The sequence below is a fragment of the Paenibacillus guangzhouensis genome, assembly GCF_009363075.1.
GTDB classification, from domain to species: Bacteria; Bacillota; Bacilli; order Paenibacillales; family Paenibacillaceae; genus Paenibacillus_K; species Paenibacillus_K guangzhouensis.
Genome location: NZ_CP045293.1, coordinates 3,478,069 through 3,496,015 on the forward strand (window position 1 = coordinate 3,478,069; position 17,947 = coordinate 3,496,015).

A 17,947-nucleotide genomic window follows, 5' to 3' on the forward strand; every position below is an offset into this window, starting at 1 on the left:
TCACTCTCCGTTCATTAAGATTTGTTTCAAATTCATAATTTGTTGGCGCTCCCCTGCTACGACTAGCGTTGAGTGGGCTTTCAGCACACTATCAGGTCCTGGATTAATAATCCGTTCATTGTCTTTGCCGAGCATCGCGATGATTGTCGCACCGGATTGATGGCGTACGTTAATCTCCCCAATCGTCTTCCCGACACAGACGGCATGCGGCTCAATTTTGTACCATTCAATAATAAGCTCATCAAGCGCAACCTCAATTTTCTCCAGCGCCTTCGGCTTATATGCCAACCCTCCGACGATTCCAGCAATTTGTCTTGCCTCATCATCATCCAGTGTGATCATGGAGATGCTGTCATCTGGATCCTCATGGTCGAAGTGATACAGTTCCCTCCTCCCGTCATCATGAATGATGATGACAAGCTTATCTTCGCTGCGGGTTTCGATCACATATTTGTGCCCGATCCCTGGAAGATCGCAATCTCTGATTTGCTTCATTCACATTACCTCCAAGCTAAAAATTTTATACAACAGTAATATTATATCATAAAACTACCCCTAATCCCCAGCAAGATGCTCAGAATGAATAGATTTCCATGTACAAGCTAGGAGAAAAATATCATCATCGGTGATCGTTTAGCGCCTTCAGCCCATCCCTCACAACGCCTCCGCTTGTACGAACAATCCTTATTCTCTACATTTTGGATATTCTCATGCATACAAAAATACACCCCGATCAGGGGTGTATTCGTCTTACATCATCGATTTAGGAAGAGCTTAAGTACGCATACAACTCCGATAACGTCGTGACATGACGCTCTCGCATTTTCCCCACGTACTGTGACCATAATGATGCGGTCATTCGGGCATCTTCTAATGCATGGTGCCGTGTTGTCACCTCGATTTGATTCATGACGAGCAATTCATCCAGCGTATAATTTCGCTTCTCCTTTTCCAACCATTTAGCGACCAGCATCGTATCCACTAACCGATGGGACCAACGAGCACGCCATATTTTCCAGAAGGCAGCGACGATGAAGGCTTTGTCATGACCACTGGCATGAGCGATCAAGATATCAGATCCGACAAATTGCATGAATCGTTGGAGCGCGGTGGCCAGAGGCAGCCCCTCCTGCAGCATTGTATTCGTGAGTCCCGTTAACTGTTCAATTTCAGGCGGGACGGTCTGATTCACTTGAACCAACTCATAGAACGACGCATCGGAAATGATCGTCTCGCCTTTGACCCGTATGGCACCAATCGACATAATCTCATCGCCATGATCCGGCAAAAAACCCGTCGTCTCCAGATCGAATACAACAACTGATAACTCTTCCAGTGGAACGTGCAATACATTCGGTTTACGCTGCTCTTTTAACGTGTTGCGCATAAATGCGATTTGTTCCGCCTTCGCATGAGGCACACCTATAATAGAAGAAAAAGCTGAGGAAATTTCCCCTCTTTTTAGCGCACTCCACCAGCTGCCCTCCGTTGATCCCCGATCCTTCATCGTTCATTCCTCATCTGCGTTCGGATTTGTCGATTCAAATACCGCTGTAAATGCTGGACAACCTGCAGCTCCTTCTTCAATGATCTAACGACATCTCGCGTTAAATCCGATTCATCCAAATAGCCGTGGCTCACATATTCGTTATTCTCCAAGACAAATGGAATCATAGCCCGCCTTGCTAACACCGAGCGAAAAGCCTGCTCGCATGAACCAAGAAGTTCAGTATCCTTGAACCCGCTCTGCTTCAAATAGAGGAGTCGTTGCCACGTGTTAGGCGTCTGTAATGCATGCAGTGTATCTTCATCTCCCTTCAGCCCCGTTGTCATTGCAAGGTAACGGATGCCGTTGACGAGTGGAATGTACGCCCCATACTTCAGATTTAACCCGCCAGCGAATTCTCCGAACCGTTCCCGAATAATCTGACCGAACGAATTCATCGACACTTTATAATACAGTGTGTTACGAAGCATCGCTTCTGCAATGCCATCCGTATTTCTGACCAGCTGGGTATATAAAGAACGCCATTCAGACGCTAAGTCAAAATCGCCATATACCGGACGCATATCCGAGGCAATCAGCAAATAGCGGACATGCTCCCAAGTCAACTCGCCTAGCCATAGGCTGAGCTGTTCTTCCCATTGCTTCATCGTCTTACGCCATAACGCATTGCTCGTCAGCACTTGCCCCTTGCACCTTGGGAAGCCGAGCATTCGCAAATGCTCTACGATGACGTCCGAGAGATGCGCGAAATATTCGAACACCGTACGATCCGCAGCATCCTCGAGAATCATGCCATGATCCTGGTCGCTCCATTGGGCTTGTTCGCTTCTTCCACCACTCCCGAATAATACAAACGCGTAACGAGCAGGAGGAGATCCCCATCCTTCTTGAACGAGCAGTTCTTCGCATTGCCGTACCGTTTGCGCCATGAGCGCATCATGCCATCGATTCAACTGTTCATTCCAGTCGAGCACTTCACTTGAATTCATCGTTTGGCTCCAAGATGTCTGCCATTGATCACGAACCAGGCGTAACGTGTGAATTGATGTTGATGCCCGCAATGCTTCTATCGCATCTCTCATTTGCTCCATCCATCTACCCCCAACCAGAATCTGACGTCATATTTCATAACACGAAAAAGATACTTTAGCTGAATTATATCGAACAACATGAAGATGAACAAGCATATTTCTGTTAAAATATGTGTATGCATAACAAACAGCTCTCACACATGTCAAGTTTCATCACCTCGTTTTCCATTGTAAGCGCATCAAACCATAACGTTTGACTGTATACTTTGATGTTTAGTATGATTATTATATAGCAATCTGAAAAAGCGAGGTGCCTAACATTGGACACAATCAAAATGTATCGCATCAGCGAACTAGCAAGAGCAGCAAATGTAAGCCTGCGTACGATCGACTACTATACGAAGCTTGGCTTAATCGAACCTGAGCAACGCTCTAGCAGCAACTATCGTCTCTATAACGATGAAACCTTAATTCGATTACAGCGTATTAATCAGATGAAGCAAGAGAAGTATACGCTTGACGAGATCAAACAAAGCTTGAACGAATGGAGCAAAGTGACGCGCGAAGAAGAAGTATCACAGCGGCTAACTTCACTCCAGATGCATATGGCGCAATTAGAACGCGAGGTGAAGGAGCTAAGTCCAGTCATTGAACAACTGAAGCCGCGACAAGCGAAGAATCTGTTCAAGAACCTGACACCGCAAAGCGCCGCAGTCATTGAAGCGTTACTGCTGCTGCTCAGCAAAAATTCAATTATGTAATGACAATAGGAGGGCTATAACAATGACATTATCAACCTTTATGTACATTCCGATCTTGCTAGCCTTTATTTTAACAATATGGGCACAATTCCGGGTCAAAGGAACATTCAACAAGTGGTCTGAAGTCCAGACACAGAGCGGACTTACAGGTTATGAAGCTGCAAGACGTATGCTGGATGCCAACGGGCTGCATGACGTGCCGATCGAACCTGTTCGCGGCGCATTGACGGACCATTACGATCCGATCGCTCGCGTCGTCCGCCTCTCCGAGCCGGTCTACTATGAGAATTCGATCTCGGCCGTATCCGTTGCCTGTCACGAAGTAGGCCATGCGATCCAACACCAACAATCGTATTCGATGCTGGTGCTTCGCCACCGGATGTTCCCATTCGTGAATTTCGCATCGGGTATTGCACCATTCTTGCTGCTTGCCGGCTTCTTATTCGACTTCATGAACCTTGTCGGTCTCGGGATTATTTTCTTCTCTGCTGCCGTAGCTTTCCAAGTGGTCACACTGCCTGTAGAGTTTAACGCAAGTAACCGAGCCCGTGATATTATGATCTCTGAAGGCTTCATTACCAATGATGAAGAACGAGGCGTTGCCAAAGTATTGAACGCTGCTGCACTTACTTATGTCGCTGCTGCACTTCTATCACTCCTAGAGCTTCTGCGTTACATCTTAATATTCGTGAACAACCGCGACTAATACCAAGAAACTTCGTCCTATACTGGACGAAGTTTTTTTGCAGGCATAGAGAAAACTCCCATCCGCCTTAATGAACGGAATGGGAGTTCTCTTTATTTTCGAAGAATTGTATCAAAAAGGCGTAGAACACTGCCGCTACGGGTGATAATTTATCATCAATTCGACGGATGAGGCCAATAGGACGCACAACCTTCGGCTCCCGAATGCGTACTCTTGCCGGTTCCAGCTTCTGTGTCTGAAACAAGGCCATGTCCGGAAGCAAACTCACGCCCATCCCCGCCGCAACAAGCCCACGGATCGTATCTGTCTCTTCCCCTTCGAAGCTAATCTTCGGCGAGAACCCAGCCTGCTCGCAAGCATCCCATACAATCGGCCGCAAGGAGTAGCCTTGGCTAAACAATACGAACATCTCGTCTTTTAACTGTTCTAATACAATGGATTCTTCACCCGCAAGCGGATGATTGGGCGGCACGATAGCCGACAATTCCTCCATCAACACAATTTGACCTGTAACCTGTTCTGACTCATCTGGAAAGGGAGAAATGAAGGCCAGATCCGTGTCTCCTGAACTGACATCCTTGATCAGCGATGCGTAATTCCCCTGCTTCAGACGAAATTTCACATTCGGATGAATCTTTCGAAATTCAGAGACAACTTCCGGTATGAGATGAATACCCAAGCTATGCGGAAATCCCAGACGGACTTCTCCGCAATTCGGGTCATGGAACTCATGAACTTCCTGAACGGTTCGCTCTAACGAGCGCAGTACCGCTTCTACCCGTTTATACAGAAGTTGACCGACTGGGGTTAACTGAAGATTACGCCCCTTCTGTATAAATAACTTTACGCCAAGCTCCTCCTCTAACTGATGAATCTGCCGGCTGACCGCCGATTGCGCCACATGCAGCTCTTCTGCCGCTTGAGTGACGTGTTCTTTCTTTGCTACTTTCACAAAATAATACAACTGCCTTAATTCCACTGATGTACACTCCGTTCTTGGCGTCGATACAGCTACTGTACCATGCCGCCCATGTGCTTTCAATGAAAAAATGTAATCGTCTTCACAGCCTTAGCTTGCGGATGAAGCCGTAGAGGACAAATCCAGCGACAAGCCCGCCAAGATGCGCCCACAAATTCACACTCGCCACCATGACGGAATAGACGATCCCCATCACGAGCAGCATATAGACCGTCTGCCTGGACTGAGGATCCAAAAGCGAACGCTGCAGCAGGACAATAAACAGATACGCGCCATAAATCCCGTAAATCGCGCCTGAGGCGCCTGCAGACAACGTTGGACCATTCGCCATCATATCGCTGATTACATTGCCTAACAGGCCGCTGAAGAGGTAGAACAACGCATATTGCCATGAACCAAGCAACCGTTCGAGCGGCGGAGCGAATACGAATAACGCAAACATATTAAACAATAAATGGTCGAAGCCAATATGAACGAACATCGCCGTGAAATAACGCCAATATTCCGTAGCATAATGTGAATCATTCAGCATCGCTCCATATTTCAGCAACGTCATGGCATTCGTAGATCCGCCATCAAATGCCATCAGGATGAATACCGCAATATTGGCGAGCAGCAGCACCGATGTTACGGGGTAGAACCGCAAATAACTCTTGAAATTCTCATAACGAATAAAAATCATGTTTCATCACCATTCCCTAAATATATTGTAAAACAATTAGACAATTTCGACTCAAAACATCTATAATAAATTTTGGAAGATATCTAAAGGAGGCAAAATCCATGGCACAAGAACGTACAGTAGCATTCAAAGGAAACCCGATTACACTTATCGGTCCAGAACTTAAAGCAGGCGACAAAGCTCCTAACTTCACATTGAGTAAGAACCTACTCGAAGAAGTATCACTTCAAGATTATGCAGGCAAAATCAAGCTGATCAGCGTTGTTCCTTCCCTTGATACAGGTGTATGCGATGCTCAGACGCGTCGTTTCAATGAAGAAGCGAGCAAACTTGGCGACAATGTTACTATCCTTACGGTCAGTGCTGACCTTCCGTTCGCACAAGCTCGTTGGTGCGGCGCTGCAGGTATCGACAAAGTTATTACATTGTCTGACTACAAATCCAACAGCTTCGGTGAAGCTTACGGCGTATTGATCAAAGAATTCCGCTTGGATATGCGTGCTGTATTCGTTATCGATGCGAATGACACCATTACATATGTAGAAGTGCTTGGCGAAATGACTGAGCATCCGAACTATGAAAATGCGATCGCAGCGGTTCAAGCGCTTCTGTAAAAAGAGCGATAATACGTAGTACGTAAAAAGCGAGCGAAGGTTCCCCTTCCTCGCTTTTTTGTCTATTCCTATATAAGATTCAGGCCGAGCCTGAAACGTCATTAGCTTGTCGTTTTATAAGATGATAACTTCTTATCAAGAATCGCGAACAACTCCATGATGACACGATAATTGGATCCGAGATCCCCCATACCGCCGCGCGATGCCGAGAAAATATCGACTGCAGATTTCGTTGGTCCTACAGAAATAACAGACACGGTAATGTCCATCGTTCTGCCCGTAACCGTTCTTTTCTCCAGCGTTATTTCACCAACAGAATGCACTTCGTGAAGCAGCTTGTACCCTGGAATTTTCTTCAGTGTGGATACAACTTCCTCCCATGCACGATCTTTGGATAAGTTATAATAGTGCGATTTCAATTTAGGGTCTTTGGCACGATCGCCAGTTGCTTCATAACTGCGCAAGATGCCGATTAGAGCTCTTTTGAGTGACAACGAACTTCCTCCCTTATATGTACACAAACCCGCAAATGCCGTTCGATTTCTTATGCTTCTGAACCTACTCTCGCAGGTGGGTGTCCGCAGAGCTGCCTTTGAAGTCCCAGTGAAGGGCATGTCAGCCGCAACTCGATTTGAACTCCCTAGAAACCGTTATTGGTTCAAAACAACGTGAAATCGAACGAACACCGCAGGATGTAACACCTATTATAGTACCTTGCAGTCCAAAAGTAAACTAAGTGGCCGGCTTGTCCTCGCTTAACGCAGCTTCCGCTTCAGCCTCTTCCTTCTCAGCCTTCTCCAGTGCATCCTTCTCCATCTGCTGCTGCATCTTCAAGTAAATCAAATGGAAGTTATAGAATGCGAACGTTGCAACGATACTTCCGGTAAAGAAGATGATCAGGAACGGATATTTCAAGCTGAAGTATCCAAGAATCCCTGCGCCAAGTACAGTTGTAATGGAACGAATTGGACGGATGACCGTCAGCAGAACAGCATTCTTAAGCAGTTGTAGCGTTTTCATATGATAGTGCACGATCATCGAGAAGAAATTGAACATCGAGATCAGCAAGACGATTAGCAATACGACCATGACGATCCCAACGAATTGGAAGCCTTTCAATTGGGTCATATACACTTGCAAATCAACATACATAATGACAGCGAGTAAGGTGTAGAAGATCCCACCGATCATTGCTTGCACATAGTTCTGCTTGTACCCTTTGAAGAATGTCGAGAACAGCTTAACATCCGTCTCGCCCATCACCCATTTGCGTGCGACAGTGAACATCGCTGCGGTTGCAGGGAAGAACGTAAATGGAGCTACAATCCCCATCGCCCAGTTCATTGTAATCGACTCATTCACTAGGTTTTGTTGAACCACTAACAATTTCGTAAACGCGAAGAACAAGAAAGGGGACGAACACAAGATCCACAGTAGATTGATGGCCGATAAGCGCATAATCCATTCCGAGATCCGATATAATCCTCCCATAACGCCTTTAAATTCCAAACAAATTACCTCCTCAGCAAATCATCAATGCTTGTATATGTATAACTATAATACAAATGGCCTACTATTTGCTACCGCCTATTTTACATGGGCTTGGGTAGTGGTCTAAACGGCTGGCACCTAATTGCCATAGGATATACAGTAATCCCCCATCATTATGATTTTAAAAGGAGGTTACAGTATGGGCTGCGGCGGTTTTGGTTTTACATCTGTAGGTTCAATTTTGGTTCTGTTCATTCTGCTCGTCATTGTTAGCCGAGCTTTCATCTAAGAACGATGTAAATCTATGGCGTACAGGCAAGAAATATAAGAACAGTAACATATCTTTAACTTTCTTATATTCAAAAAAAAGACGAAGCCTACGCTTCGTCTTTTGCATCATTCTATACGTCGCTCGTGCTCTCCGAACGGTTCGACGGTCTGCGACCTTCGCCATTGTTCGTACGCGGTCTGCGTTCGCCTTCGCTGCCTGTGCGTGGCTTACGGTCACCACCGCGGTAACCATTGCCTTCTCCACCACGGGAATAGCCGCCATCACGGCTGCCATATCCGCCTTTGGAATAACCGCCAGAACGGTTACCATCACGACCGCCATCACGGCCTCCGTCACGACGGTACGAAGAACCTTCTCTATTGCCGCCACCTTGACGGTTGAAGCCATAGCCAGACGGTCTGCGTCCGCTTGTACGGATGTCTGGTTTACGACGTTTTGCGCGGATCGGCTCCTCTGGCGTTAATTCAATCACAGCATCTTTTTTCTCACCTGTGAGCAATTTAATAGCCGCCGATAGCAATTGTACGGAATCATATTGTTCAAGCAACTGAATCGAGATCGCTTTGAACTCGTTGTAATCTTCATTCTGAACGATTTCAAGAATACGTTCAGCTGTAATGCGTTGTTTACCTTCGATCGCTTCAGCAAGACTTGGCAATGGCTTCTTCGGAATGCGATGTCTTGTCACTTTCTCGATGAAGTGCAAGTGATCGATCTCACGAGGTGTTACGAAGGACCATGCTGTACCTTCTTTACCTGCACGGCCTGTACGTCCAATACGGTGTACATAGCTCTCAGGATCTTGCGGAAGGTCAAAGTTCACAACGTGGCTTACGCCGCTAACATCAAGTCCACGCGCTGCAACGTCTGTTGCCACGAGCACATCAATGCTGCCGTCACGGAATTTACGCATTACCGTATCGCGTTGGTTCTGGGACAAGTCACCATGAAGCCCATCTGCCGAGTAACCACGCTTCTGCAACGCTTCGGACAATTCATCAACACGACGCTTCGTACGTCCGAATACAATCGCAAGCTCTGGTGATTCCATATCGAGCAAACGGCTAAGCGCTTCGAACTTCTGACGCTCATGGACTTCGATATAAGCTTGGTCGATAAGCGGAGCGCTGACTTGCTTAGGAATAACCGATACATGCTCTGGGTTCTTCAGGAATTGCTGCGCAAGCTTCTGGATGTTCGGAGGCATTGTCGCCGAGAACAACATCGTCTGACGTTCATCCGGAACGAGCTTCAAGATCGATTGAATATCTTCCATAAACCCCATGTCGAGCATTTCATCTGCTTCATCCAAGATCACGGTCTGTACATCATCAAGCTTAATCGTCTTACGATTGATATGGTCGAGCAAACGTCCTGGTGTACCGATAATGATTTGAGGCTTTTTCTTCAATGCGCGGATTTGGCGAACGATATCTTGTCCACCGTAAATTGGTAGGGAGCGAGTACCTTTGAAACGCGCAAGCTTCGCAATCTCTTCCGATACTTGAATCGCTAATTCGCGTGTGGGTGTCATGATCAACGCAACGATGCGATCTTCTGTCACTGGAATTTTGTTGATGAGTGGAATACCAAATGCTGCCGTCTTACCTGTACCTGTCTGTGCCTGTCCAATTAAGTCTTTTCCTTCCATTGCAAACGGAATGGATTTCGATTGGATCGGTGTGGATTCTTCAAATCCAAGTTCCGTAATTGCCTGAAGCAGCTTCGCGTCCAAGCCAAAATCTGTAAAGTTCGTCAATATAGTTCATACTCCTTCTTTATCTTGGGGGGTAGTGGACATTCCCCATCCTAAACTGTATCCTTAAGTAGCGAAAAACATTTTGTATGCGATCCCCTGTATTTCAATTCTTATGCATATATAATGCACAAATCCAACTGCAAACATCGTCACAGTTGGAAAATAATCCCTACTCAAGAACATCTAATATATTATATCACAAATTAGATGGAGAATACCAGCGACTAACTTAGCAAATTACTACATATGAGGTGAATATCACTTGAAAAGAGTATGGGAAATCGCTTCCATGATCATTGGAGCATTTTTTATAGCGGTTGGGTCGAATATGTTCATTATACCCCACCAAATTTTGAGTACCGGCTTGAGCGGACTCGCGATGATAACAGGTTATTTTACCAATTGGAATATCGGGATCTTATATTTGATCTTCAACGCTCCGATTCTCATTGCAGGATGGTTCATTCTCGGGAAGCGGTTTATCTTCAATAGTATGGTGTCCGTTATAGCGGTCACCTGGTTCATGCAAATATTACCGGTATATCAATTCAATGACACCCCCATCTTAGGTGCCGTGTTCGGCGGTTGTCTCATCGGATTTGGCGCTGGCATTTCCCTCCGAATGGGCGGTTCCTCCGGCGGGTTTGATATCGTTGCTTCCATTATTTCCAGATACCGCGACATTCAACTTGGGATGATGATCGTCGGACTGAACGGATTTATCATTATCGCCCTCGGTTACATGAAGGATAACTGGGATCTGGCCTTGTACTCCATGCTCTCCGTCTTTATTACGGGAAAAGTAATGGATGTGATCCATATAAGCCATATTAAAGTTACAGCCTTCATTATAACGAATGAGACCGAGTTGATGCTGGAAAAGCTGCTGGGCCTGCCGCGCGGTGTCACCGTCATCAAGACGAGAGGCGCTTATTCCGAAGTCGAGAAAGATATGCTCATGACCGTAACGACGCGATATGAACTAGCTGAGCTGCAGAACATCATCAAATCCGTCGATAAGAAGGCTTTCGTGAATATCGTCGAGACGGTTGGTGTAATGGGCGCTTTCCGCAAACGAAAACCATAAGTGTCGCTACTTTTTCTCGGAAACATGTGTTATAATGAAAATTGGATTTGAAATGGAAATCATCATTTGGCATAGTTTTCAAGGTTTTTACCCTTTGTTTCACGATGTACAGCTTTTCCGAACTCGTAATCATGATTTCGATGAAAGGGTGATCGCTGTGGAAATGGAAACGGTAAAACTGTCCGAGATTGTGTTAAAATGGTACCCTGATCTGATTCCGTTCCTTCGTCAGAACGAGCTGGATCGCAACATCGTACTACGGGACGGTATGAACATCTTAGGCCCGGGAGATGCAATGGAGATTATTCATTACAGCATCTGTGATAATCAAAAAAATGGTTATATTCATTAAGCAGCTCCCCTGTCGGTGTGTCTCACGTCGGCAGGGGAGTTTTTTCTACAAAATCCTCCATCCTACCCTATAACGAATCTCTCTTTTTCGCTATAATCTAGTTATAGTGTAATAGCGTCTAAGAGGAGAGTGTCCCTTTCATGAACATCCTATGGTCCTTATTGCTCATGGCCCTGAGCACATTTAGCCCCCCGTCACAACCGCACCAAGACTCTAGCAAATCACCTATGCTGCAAGCTGCACTGCAATCTATGTATGCTGAAGCCTATCCAAGCGGACAAGTGTCAAATCCCTTGGCTTCCCTGGATCCACAGCAGAATGCACCTAAAGTCAAAGGCGTCTATGCAACCGCATACAGCGCTGGCGGCGAACGCCTAAATTCATTGCTGCAATTGATTGACTCGACGGAGCTTAACGCGATGGTCGTTGACATTAAAGATGACTCTGGATATATCACCTATAAGACGGACAATGCGAAGTTAGCGCAGCTCGGCTCCCCGAAACCCTTCATCAAAGATATTCATGGGTTCATGGAGACACTTAAGGAACATCAGGTGTATCCTATCGCACGGATCGTTGTCTTCAAAGACACCGTCCTCGCGAAGAAGCATCCAGAGCTCTCATTCGTTAAATCCGATGGTTCCGTATGGGCAAATGGAAAAAAAGACAGCTTCGTCAACCCTTACAGACAAGAAGTCTGGGACTATAACATCGAACTCGCGAAGGAAGCCGTAAAGCTCGGATTCCGTGAAATCCAATTTGACTATGTCCGGTTCCCGGAAGGCTTCGAGAACAAAGCCAAATCACTTACATACACAACCAATGATAAATCTCGTGTGCAGATCGTTGCCGATTTCGTCGATTATGCGAAGCAGCAGCTCGCCCCACTTGGTGTGCGCGTATCCGTAGATATCTTCGGTTATGCGGCATCTGTTCCTGCTGCGGAAGGCATCGGACAAGATTTCGTGAAAATATCCGAGCATGTGGACGTCATCTGCCCGATGGTCTATCCAAGCCACTACACGACAGGTTGGTTCGGCGCGAAGAATCCTGATCTCGAGCCTTATCGCACAATCAAAGGCTCCATGGAGGATACACACAAGAAGCTCGCCCCTCTCGCTGAGAAGAAACCGATCATCCGTCCGTGGATCCAAGACTTCACAGCAAGCTGGCTGGGCAAAGGCCATTACACGAAATATGGCAAGCATGAAGTCGAAGAACAAATTCGCGCCTTGAAGGATACCGGTATCGATGAATTCCTCCTCTGGAATGCAGGCAATCGTTATACCGGTGATGTGAAGTATTAATATGACAACTTAAAGATACCCATGTGAAGCCCTGTATACCCTATGCGTTCAGCTGGTATGCGGGGCTCTCTACGTATCAGCTTACTTATGATGCGTCTCGATGACGTAACCTGCGCCCTTATCCAATCTTTTCTTCTCTAGAATACTAACCTCAATCTGTGCTGGTGAGGATAAGAAATGGCGATCCATGTGTGAATCAACATAAGAAAATGCTTTCTCATCCGTCTCTGCGACGACAATGAGATAGACAAGCTGATCTGCCAACTCAATTTCAATTCGATACAAGTACATCTGACAAAATACCCCTTCCTACTCCCTATCCTTATTATCCCGATGAGGATTATATTCATTATATTGAAAAACCTCCCAAAAAGCTTGTATAAATTTTTTAATCTGCCCATACAAAAAAGACTGCCCCTCTGTCATTCTCCGAATGACATCAGAACAGCCTCTCTTACTTATTACTTCATATTATTTCGAAAGACGAAGCGCAAGCTCGTACAATTCCATATCGAATGCTTTCTTCGTATTTACAACCGTATCAATATCCGTCATAACCAATTCGCCTTTGATGACGCCGCAGGATTTGCCGGACTCGCCTTCCATCAACATACGTACCGCATAATCGCCAAGACGGCTTCCTAGCACACGGTCATTATGTGTTGGGCAGCCGCCCCGTTGAATATGGCCAAGAACCGTTACACGCGCATCCACGTCAACACGTTCCGTAATGCCTTTCGCGATATCTTCACCGCGTCCAACACCTTCCGCTACAATGACGATACTGTGGCGTTTGCCATGTTCGAAGTTGTCTTTCATACGGTTCGCAACATCATCAATGCTGAATGGTACTTCAGGGACCAGAATCGTCTCAGCGCCGCTTGCAAGCCCAGCATACAACGCGATATCTCCGCAATGACGTCCCATGACCTCAACGATCGAAGAACGCTCATGCGAGCTCATTGTATCGCGCAGCTTATTTACAGCATCTACAACAATCCCTACGGCTGTATCGAATCCGATGGTGAAGTCTGTAAATGCAATATCATTATCAATAGTGCCTGGTAAGCACATCGTTTTAATCCCTAATTTGCTAAGTTTGTTCGCGCCTTGGTATGATCCGTCTCCACCGATCACGACTAAGCCGTCGATGCCATATTCACGAAGAATATCCGCACCTTTTTGTTGGCCTTCAGCCGTCATGAACTCTTTGCAACGAGCCGATTGAAGGATCGTTCCACCGCGTTGGATAATGTCACCCACACTGCGCAAATCCATCGAACGGATCTCTTTGTTCAATAATCCTTGGTAACCGCGTTGAATACCGAACACTTCGATACCGTAGTACAACGCGCTGCGCACGACTGCACGAACAGCCGCGTTCATCCCTTGAGAATCTCCCCCACTAGTAAGAACTGCAATTTTTTTAACTGCTGACATAATCCTTATCCTCCTTAGAAAATCCATCTTGTCTCTATCTATGATTTATGTTTACGTATCCAAAGACTGTTCACCCAGAAAAATAACCGTGTTAACGGGCTTTTCCGCATAAGCCGTTTGGAGACGGATTTCACATGCTGCTGACTCGACACCTTCGGGTCTGATAAATATAACGCAAGCAATCCCTCTATCACCATACGATGGAACTGCGAATCAGGCAAGTGTTTTACATCTTCTCTTGCCCCTTCGACGACCATAACCATCCGTTCATATAAGGTCTCCTGCTCATCGTAGTAGTTGCAGAAGTTCAAATCCCCACCCAAACGATCCTCTTCTTGATCAATTAAGTAATCGAGCAAAATATGCAAGCCGCATACATGCGGGAAATAAGCTCTTCGAATATCACTCGCTTCACGCACAGTAAGATCTGCTCTAGTCGCCGCAGCGAACAACATGAATACACCTAACGTCGAGCCCGTCGCCGCAGCGAATTCATTCCAATATAAATGAGGAGATTTATTCCGATGCTTCTCCCACCAAGTGGTTAACTCTGATTCTCTAAGATCGTGACGTATATGCTTGTACACTTGCAAATCAACATAAAGGCCCACCAATTCCTCGAGATAAGGCATGACTTTGCCATACGAAGGAAGCTGCCTGATGCAGTGTTGGCAAGTTGATACGAGATCATGCAGGTAGCCATCGTCTTCGTGCTCCGGATGGTGTTCGTAATAATTTTGAAGAGAAGCTTCGGGGTTAATCGCATCTAACATCGACTGATGAAGCTGCCGAAAATCAACAGGATCCATCGAGGTGCTGCGATCACACAGATTATCCAAGTAATCGCTGATCGTCTGAAACGCCACAATAAGTGGGATCAGTACATCTTTTTGCGATATATCCAGGGCTGCGTACACCGCTCCACCTTGACAATGGAACTGCTTGGTCGCAATGCTCGCAAGCGCTTGTCTACGAAGCTCTTCATCAGTAATCGACTCCGCTTGCTCCTGCCAATAACCAAGGGACTGCTTAACGCCTGGCAAAATAACACGATACACGCGGATCATCAGCTGTATTGGATTAAGTGGTGCGGTGAATTGTCGCTGCTGTGTTAGACTCAATACGGGGTGCCTCCAAAAATGCATTCATTTTCATGTGAATCATTCCTATTATAGTACGATCAAGCATAATGCACAAACCGCTGCACTACGCGTGCCTTCTTGTTCGGACCTCTTGATTCGTGCGATACCATAAATGCAGATCATTTATTTGACTCGCAAGCTCTGCGATCTCCGAATTCAGCTGGCAGCTGATCTCGAAATTTTCTTCTTCAAATAATTGTGACTGCTTACGATTAATGATACGCTCCCGCTCGATAATCCGATTCGGGATCTTCCCACGGATCCATTCCCAGTGAACCAGGATCGCTTCTCGCTCAGATACACTGTATTGTTCCCACGCCAGAGCAAGTGCAGGCACATGGATACCTAACCGCTCATCAAATTGAAAGACATTCTCCATCTCTATCTCCTCCATGAAAAAAGAGTCTAATAGTAAATGTACCACTCGCCACCACGGAAATCTATAATATTCAGCACAGTTGCAAAAGAGCATTCCAGAACCCTACCGCTGGTGCTATACTTATAGTTATTTCGATACCCATTCTAGATTGGAGTTCTCAGCATGTTCAGACCAACCGGATCCCCTCGGATGCAAGATTTTCATTGGCTGCGAATGTTCGTATTCTCACTCTATACGACCACGTCGCTCATCACAGCCTTTTTCCCGCTCTATTTCAGCGGCATTGGATTTTCAAATGTTCAGATCGGCTTTATTTATTCTATTGGACCCTTAATCTCGATATTCTCGAACTTGATCTGGGGAATCGCCAGCGATAAATTCCGTACCATTAAGAAAATTATGTTGATTCTGCTTGTTGGGCAACTATTTATGGTCCTTCTGTTAACGCAGTCTACCTCATTTGCCGTGATTTGCATCCTGATGTTCGTATTTAATTTCTTTTATTCTCCAATCAACCCCTTAGCGGATACATGGGCAATCATGACGATGCAGAAGCGCGGAAAAAATTTCATGAGTATTCGGATTTATGGCTCATTCGGGTTTGCGATTGCATCCCTCGTGCTTGGCTTCATCCTGAAGCAGACCGGCGCTCATATTACATTATGGGTATGCCTTCTCTTGACCGGATGTTCCCTGCTCATCGCTTGCTTCGCAACAGACCAGCAAGGGGCTGCCGCCAAGAAAATGGAGCTTGGAGGGTTGCTAGATATTCTGAAGCAGCGCGAAGTCGTATGGTTCTTCCTATTACTGCTCATGGTCGCGGTGTCACACCGCTTCAATGATGCGTTCATCTCTCCTGTCTTGCGGGGCATGGGTGCCGATGAGACGATCATCGGCTGGGCCTTATCCGCATCATCGCTCAGCGAGATTCCCGTCTTCTTCTTGCTAAGCAAATACGGCTCGAGATTCAAGGAACTTCCGCTCTTGTCGATCGCAAGCTTCATGTACGCTGTTCGCTTCTTGCTCATGAGCTTCGTGACCGATCCGGCATGGGTCATTGTTATACAGCTTATGCACAGCATCACCTTTGGGATCTACTTCTTCACAGCCGTGCGCTATGTGACGAACATTATTCCGGAGGAATTTCGTGCGACAGGCCTTGCGTTCTTCACGATCATTTGGTCCTCCATCGCAGGGCTAATCAGTGGATCCGTTGGCGGAACTCTGCTCGATATGAGCAAAGAAACGTTATACATGACCGGAGCTAGTCTCGCATTTATCGGCGCCATTGGCTTTATGACGCGTTATTTGGTCGCAAGAGATCAATAATCGATGCGAAATTCCTTGCTTTTTCCAATCATCGGGCTATAATGATAAAAGGATTTAGGACCAAGTAATAAAGGCGGGGAATATCATGGATTTCGAACAACTCAAAGCAATTATTCATGGACGTCGAAGCGTCCGTAATTACACCGATCAATCAGTCGCGATTGCAGATATCGAAGATCTCATTGATTGTGCGCGTTATGCTCCAAGTGATACGAATTCACAGACTTGGGAGTTCATCGCCATTACGAATAGAGACCTGATCAAACAAATTGAGCAGATCACATGGGATCAACTGCATGCCCTTGCTGCCGTATCGGAGACGAAAGGGTTGAGCCGCGAGGCGCGCTTGCTCGTGAAGTCTTTCGGACCTTATGCAACAGCGTTCTCCAATGCGCCTGTCTTGATCATCTGCCTCGCAACGCCATACAACTCGAAATTCCGTGAGAAAATCTTCGACCCGATTGAACTTGCTTCGGAGAACGTATGGGCAGAAGAAGGCATTAAGAGCAGCTGCCTAGCGACGCAGAACCTAATGCTCGCAGCGCATGCCAAAGGGCTTGCGACATGTCCGATGACAGGGCCTGTCCTGCTCGCGGAACACCAGCTTAAGGAATTGCTCGAGATTCCAGACGACCGTCAAGTCAACATGGTCATCTCACTTGGCTATCCAGCTGATCAACCTAGCAAGCTGCCGCGGAAAGACGTACAAGACATTTTACGTATCATCGAATAAATCAATGGGAAGACCCCTGTTATCGTCTGATCGCAGGGGTCTTATTTTGTAGCAAGCACAAAAAAACAGATCCCAGAATGAACTGAAATCTGTGTGATGCACATGCATGGCGCAATGTATAATCAATAATAAATTATAATTTCGTTACGCTAGCCGCTTGTGGACCGCGGTTGCCTTGGGTAATCTCAAATTCAACCGATTGGCCTTCTTCTAGAGTCTTGAAACCTTCGCCTTGGATCGCGGAGAAATGAACGAATACATCGTCGCCGCCTTCCACTTGAATAAAACCGTAGCCCTTCTCTGCGTTAAACCATTTAACTGTTCCTTTCAAATGAACAACCTCCTAATATGCCGCC

The 17,947-nt window shown here is 46.2% G+C and carries 22 protein-coding genes and 1 other RNA gene; 9 read left to right on the forward strand and 14 right to left on the reverse strand.

The window, feature by feature from the left end; all coding sequences use genetic code 11:
- From GCU39_RS15640 to GCU39_RS15650, 3 genes are all read right to left on the reverse strand, one after another.
- Complete coding sequence (locus tag GCU39_RS15640; protein ID WP_152394371.1) at nucleotides 1–495, reverse strand: cation:proton antiporter regulatory subunit; 495 nt, start codon at nucleotides 493–495, stop codon at nucleotides 1–3.
- Nucleotides 496–763: 268 nt separating this feature from the next.
- The gene (locus GCU39_RS15645) at nucleotides 764–1,507 is read right to left on the reverse strand and encodes an exonuclease domain-containing protein (protein ID WP_152394372.1); all 744 of its coding nucleotides are present in this window, start codon (nucleotides 1,505–1,507) and stop codon (nucleotides 764–766) included.
- Nucleotides 1,504–2,598: a DUF294 nucleotidyltransferase-like domain-containing protein gene (locus GCU39_RS15650; protein ID WP_152394373.1), complete on the reverse strand. Its 1,095-nt coding sequence runs from the start codon at nucleotides 2,596–2,598 to the stop codon at nucleotides 1,504–1,506. Before GCU39_RS15650 ends, GCU39_RS15645 begins: the two co-directional genes overlap by 4 nt.
- Before the next feature lie 275 nt (nucleotides 2,599–2,873).
- On the opposite strand from GCU39_RS15650, the gene GCU39_RS15655 reads away from it, so the two are divergent.
- Together GCU39_RS15655 and GCU39_RS15660 are read left to right on the forward strand one after the other, a co-directional pair.
- Nucleotides 2,874–3,299 carry a MerR family transcriptional regulator gene (locus GCU39_RS15655; RefSeq protein WP_152397267.1) on the forward strand — a complete coding sequence of 142 codons (426 nt, stop codon included), beginning with the start codon at nucleotides 2,874–2,876 and terminating at the stop codon, nucleotides 3,297–3,299.
- Between the two features lie 22 nt (nucleotides 3,300–3,321).
- A complete protein-coding gene (locus tag GCU39_RS15660; protein ID WP_152394374.1) occupies nucleotides 3,322–4,005 on the forward strand; it encodes a zinc metallopeptidase in 684 nt (227 codons plus the stop codon).
- Nucleotides 4,006–4,072: 67 nt separating this feature from the next.
- Here GCU39_RS15660 and GCU39_RS15665 read toward each other — a convergent pair whose 3' ends face one another.
- A complete protein-coding gene (locus GCU39_RS15665) occupies nucleotides 4,073–4,984 on the reverse strand; it encodes a glutamate biosynthesis transcriptional regulator GltC (protein ID WP_152394375.1) in 912 nt (303 codons plus the stop codon).
- 82 nt (nucleotides 4,985–5,066) lie between these two features.
- Nucleotides 5,067–5,666: a rhomboid family intramembrane serine protease gene (locus tag GCU39_RS15670; RefSeq protein ID WP_152394376.1), complete on the reverse strand. Its 600-nt coding sequence runs from the start codon at nucleotides 5,664–5,666 to the stop codon at nucleotides 5,067–5,069.
- A gap of 101 nt (nucleotides 5,667–5,767) precedes the next feature.
- Between GCU39_RS15670 and tpx the strand changes: the two genes are divergently transcribed.
- On the forward strand, nucleotides 5,768–6,280 hold the full coding sequence (tpx, locus tag GCU39_RS15675) for a thiol peroxidase (protein ID WP_152394377.1): 513 nt from the start codon (nucleotides 5,768–5,770) through the stop codon (nucleotides 6,278–6,280).
- 101 nt (nucleotides 6,281–6,381) lie between these two features.
- Here the strand turns inward: tpx and GCU39_RS15680 are convergent, their stop codons facing one another.
- The 3 genes from GCU39_RS15680 to GCU39_RS15690 form a co-directional block, all read right to left on the reverse strand.
- Nucleotides 6,382–6,774, reverse strand: coding sequence for a DUF1499 domain-containing protein (locus tag GCU39_RS15680; protein ID WP_152394378.1), 393 nt, complete (start codon nucleotides 6,772–6,774; stop codon nucleotides 6,382–6,384).
- Nucleotides 6,775–6,796: 22 nt separating this feature from the next.
- A non-coding RNA gene (ssrS, locus tag GCU39_RS15685) (6S RNA) lies at nucleotides 6,797–6,977 on the reverse strand.
- Nucleotides 6,978–7,012: 35 nt separating this feature from the next.
- Complete coding sequence (locus tag GCU39_RS15690; protein ID WP_152394379.1) at nucleotides 7,013–7,789, reverse strand: YesL family protein; 777 nt, start codon at nucleotides 7,787–7,789, stop codon at nucleotides 7,013–7,015.
- 181 nt (nucleotides 7,790–7,970) lie between these two features.
- Here GCU39_RS15690 and GCU39_RS32015 point away from each other — a divergent pair, with 181 nt between their 5' ends.
- Nucleotides 7,971–8,060 carry a YjcZ family sporulation protein gene (locus tag GCU39_RS32015; RefSeq protein ID WP_407671546.1) on the forward strand — a complete coding sequence of 30 codons (90 nt, stop codon included), beginning with the start codon at nucleotides 7,971–7,973 and terminating at the stop codon, nucleotides 8,058–8,060.
- Nucleotides 8,061–8,172: 112 nt separating this feature from the next.
- Here the strand turns inward: GCU39_RS32015 and GCU39_RS15700 are convergent, their stop codons facing one another.
- Nucleotides 8,173–9,822: a degradosome RNA helicase CshA gene (locus GCU39_RS15700; protein ID WP_152394381.1), complete on the reverse strand. Its 1,650-nt coding sequence runs from the start codon at nucleotides 9,820–9,822 to the stop codon at nucleotides 8,173–8,175.
- Between the two features lie 262 nt (nucleotides 9,823–10,084).
- On the opposite strand from GCU39_RS15700, the gene GCU39_RS15705 reads away from it, so the two are divergent.
- The 3 genes from GCU39_RS15705 (at nucleotide 10,085) to GCU39_RS15715 (ending at nucleotide 12,568) form a co-directional block, all read left to right on the forward strand.
- Nucleotides 10,085–10,909, forward strand: coding sequence for a YitT family protein (locus GCU39_RS15705; protein WP_227793219.1), 825 nt, complete (start codon nucleotides 10,085–10,087; stop codon nucleotides 10,907–10,909).
- 163 nt (nucleotides 10,910–11,072) lie between these two features.
- On the forward strand, nucleotides 11,073–11,261 hold the full coding sequence (locus tag GCU39_RS15710) for a hypothetical protein (RefSeq protein WP_152394382.1): 189 nt from the start codon (nucleotides 11,073–11,075) through the stop codon (nucleotides 11,259–11,261).
- 140 nt (nucleotides 11,262–11,401) lie between these two features.
- The gene (locus GCU39_RS15715; RefSeq protein ID WP_152394383.1) at nucleotides 11,402–12,568 is read left to right on the forward strand and encodes a putative glycoside hydrolase; all 1,167 of its coding nucleotides are present in this window, start codon (nucleotides 11,402–11,404) and stop codon (nucleotides 12,566–12,568) included.
- Between the two features lie 81 nt (nucleotides 12,569–12,649).
- Here the strand turns inward: GCU39_RS15715 and GCU39_RS15720 are convergent, their stop codons facing one another.
- The 4 genes from GCU39_RS15720 to GCU39_RS15735 form a co-directional block, all read right to left on the reverse strand.
- Complete coding sequence (locus GCU39_RS15720; RefSeq protein WP_152394384.1) at nucleotides 12,650–12,859, reverse strand: DUF3906 family protein; 210 nt, start codon at nucleotides 12,857–12,859, stop codon at nucleotides 12,650–12,652.
- Between the two features lie 180 nt (nucleotides 12,860–13,039).
- Nucleotides 13,040–14,008: a 6-phosphofructokinase gene (gene pfkA / locus GCU39_RS15725; protein ID WP_152394385.1), complete on the reverse strand. Its 969-nt coding sequence runs from the start codon at nucleotides 14,006–14,008 to the stop codon at nucleotides 13,040–13,042.
- A 38-nt stretch (nucleotides 14,009–14,046) separates the two neighbouring features.
- Nucleotides 14,047–15,129, reverse strand: coding sequence for a tetraprenyl-beta-curcumene synthase family protein (locus GCU39_RS15730; RefSeq protein WP_227793220.1), 1,083 nt, complete (start codon nucleotides 15,127–15,129; stop codon nucleotides 14,047–14,049).
- Between the two features lie 85 nt (nucleotides 15,130–15,214).
- Nucleotides 15,215–15,529 (reverse strand): hypothetical protein, encoded by a 315-nt coding sequence (locus tag GCU39_RS15735; RefSeq protein WP_152394387.1) that lies wholly within the window; start codon nucleotides 15,527–15,529, stop codon nucleotides 15,215–15,217.
- 162 nt (nucleotides 15,530–15,691) lie between these two features.
- On the opposite strand from GCU39_RS15735, the gene GCU39_RS15740 reads away from it, so the two are divergent.
- Nucleotides 15,692–16,858, forward strand: a complete 1,167-nt coding sequence (locus GCU39_RS15740) for an MFS transporter (protein WP_152394388.1) — start codon at nucleotides 15,692–15,694, stop codon at nucleotides 16,856–16,858.
- Nucleotides 16,859–16,943: 85 nt separating this feature from the next.
- Nucleotides 16,944–17,591 carry a nitroreductase family protein gene (locus GCU39_RS15745; RefSeq protein WP_152394389.1) on the forward strand — a complete coding sequence of 216 codons (648 nt, stop codon included), beginning with the start codon at nucleotides 16,944–16,946 and terminating at the stop codon, nucleotides 17,589–17,591.
- 133 nt (nucleotides 17,592–17,724) lie between these two features.
- Here GCU39_RS15745 and GCU39_RS15750 read toward each other — a convergent pair whose 3' ends face one another.
- Nucleotides 17,725–17,922, reverse strand: coding sequence for a cold shock domain-containing protein (locus tag GCU39_RS15750; protein ID WP_018755821.1), 198 nt, complete (start codon nucleotides 17,920–17,922; stop codon nucleotides 17,725–17,727).
- Between the last annotated feature and the right edge of the window lie 25 nt (nucleotides 17,923–17,947).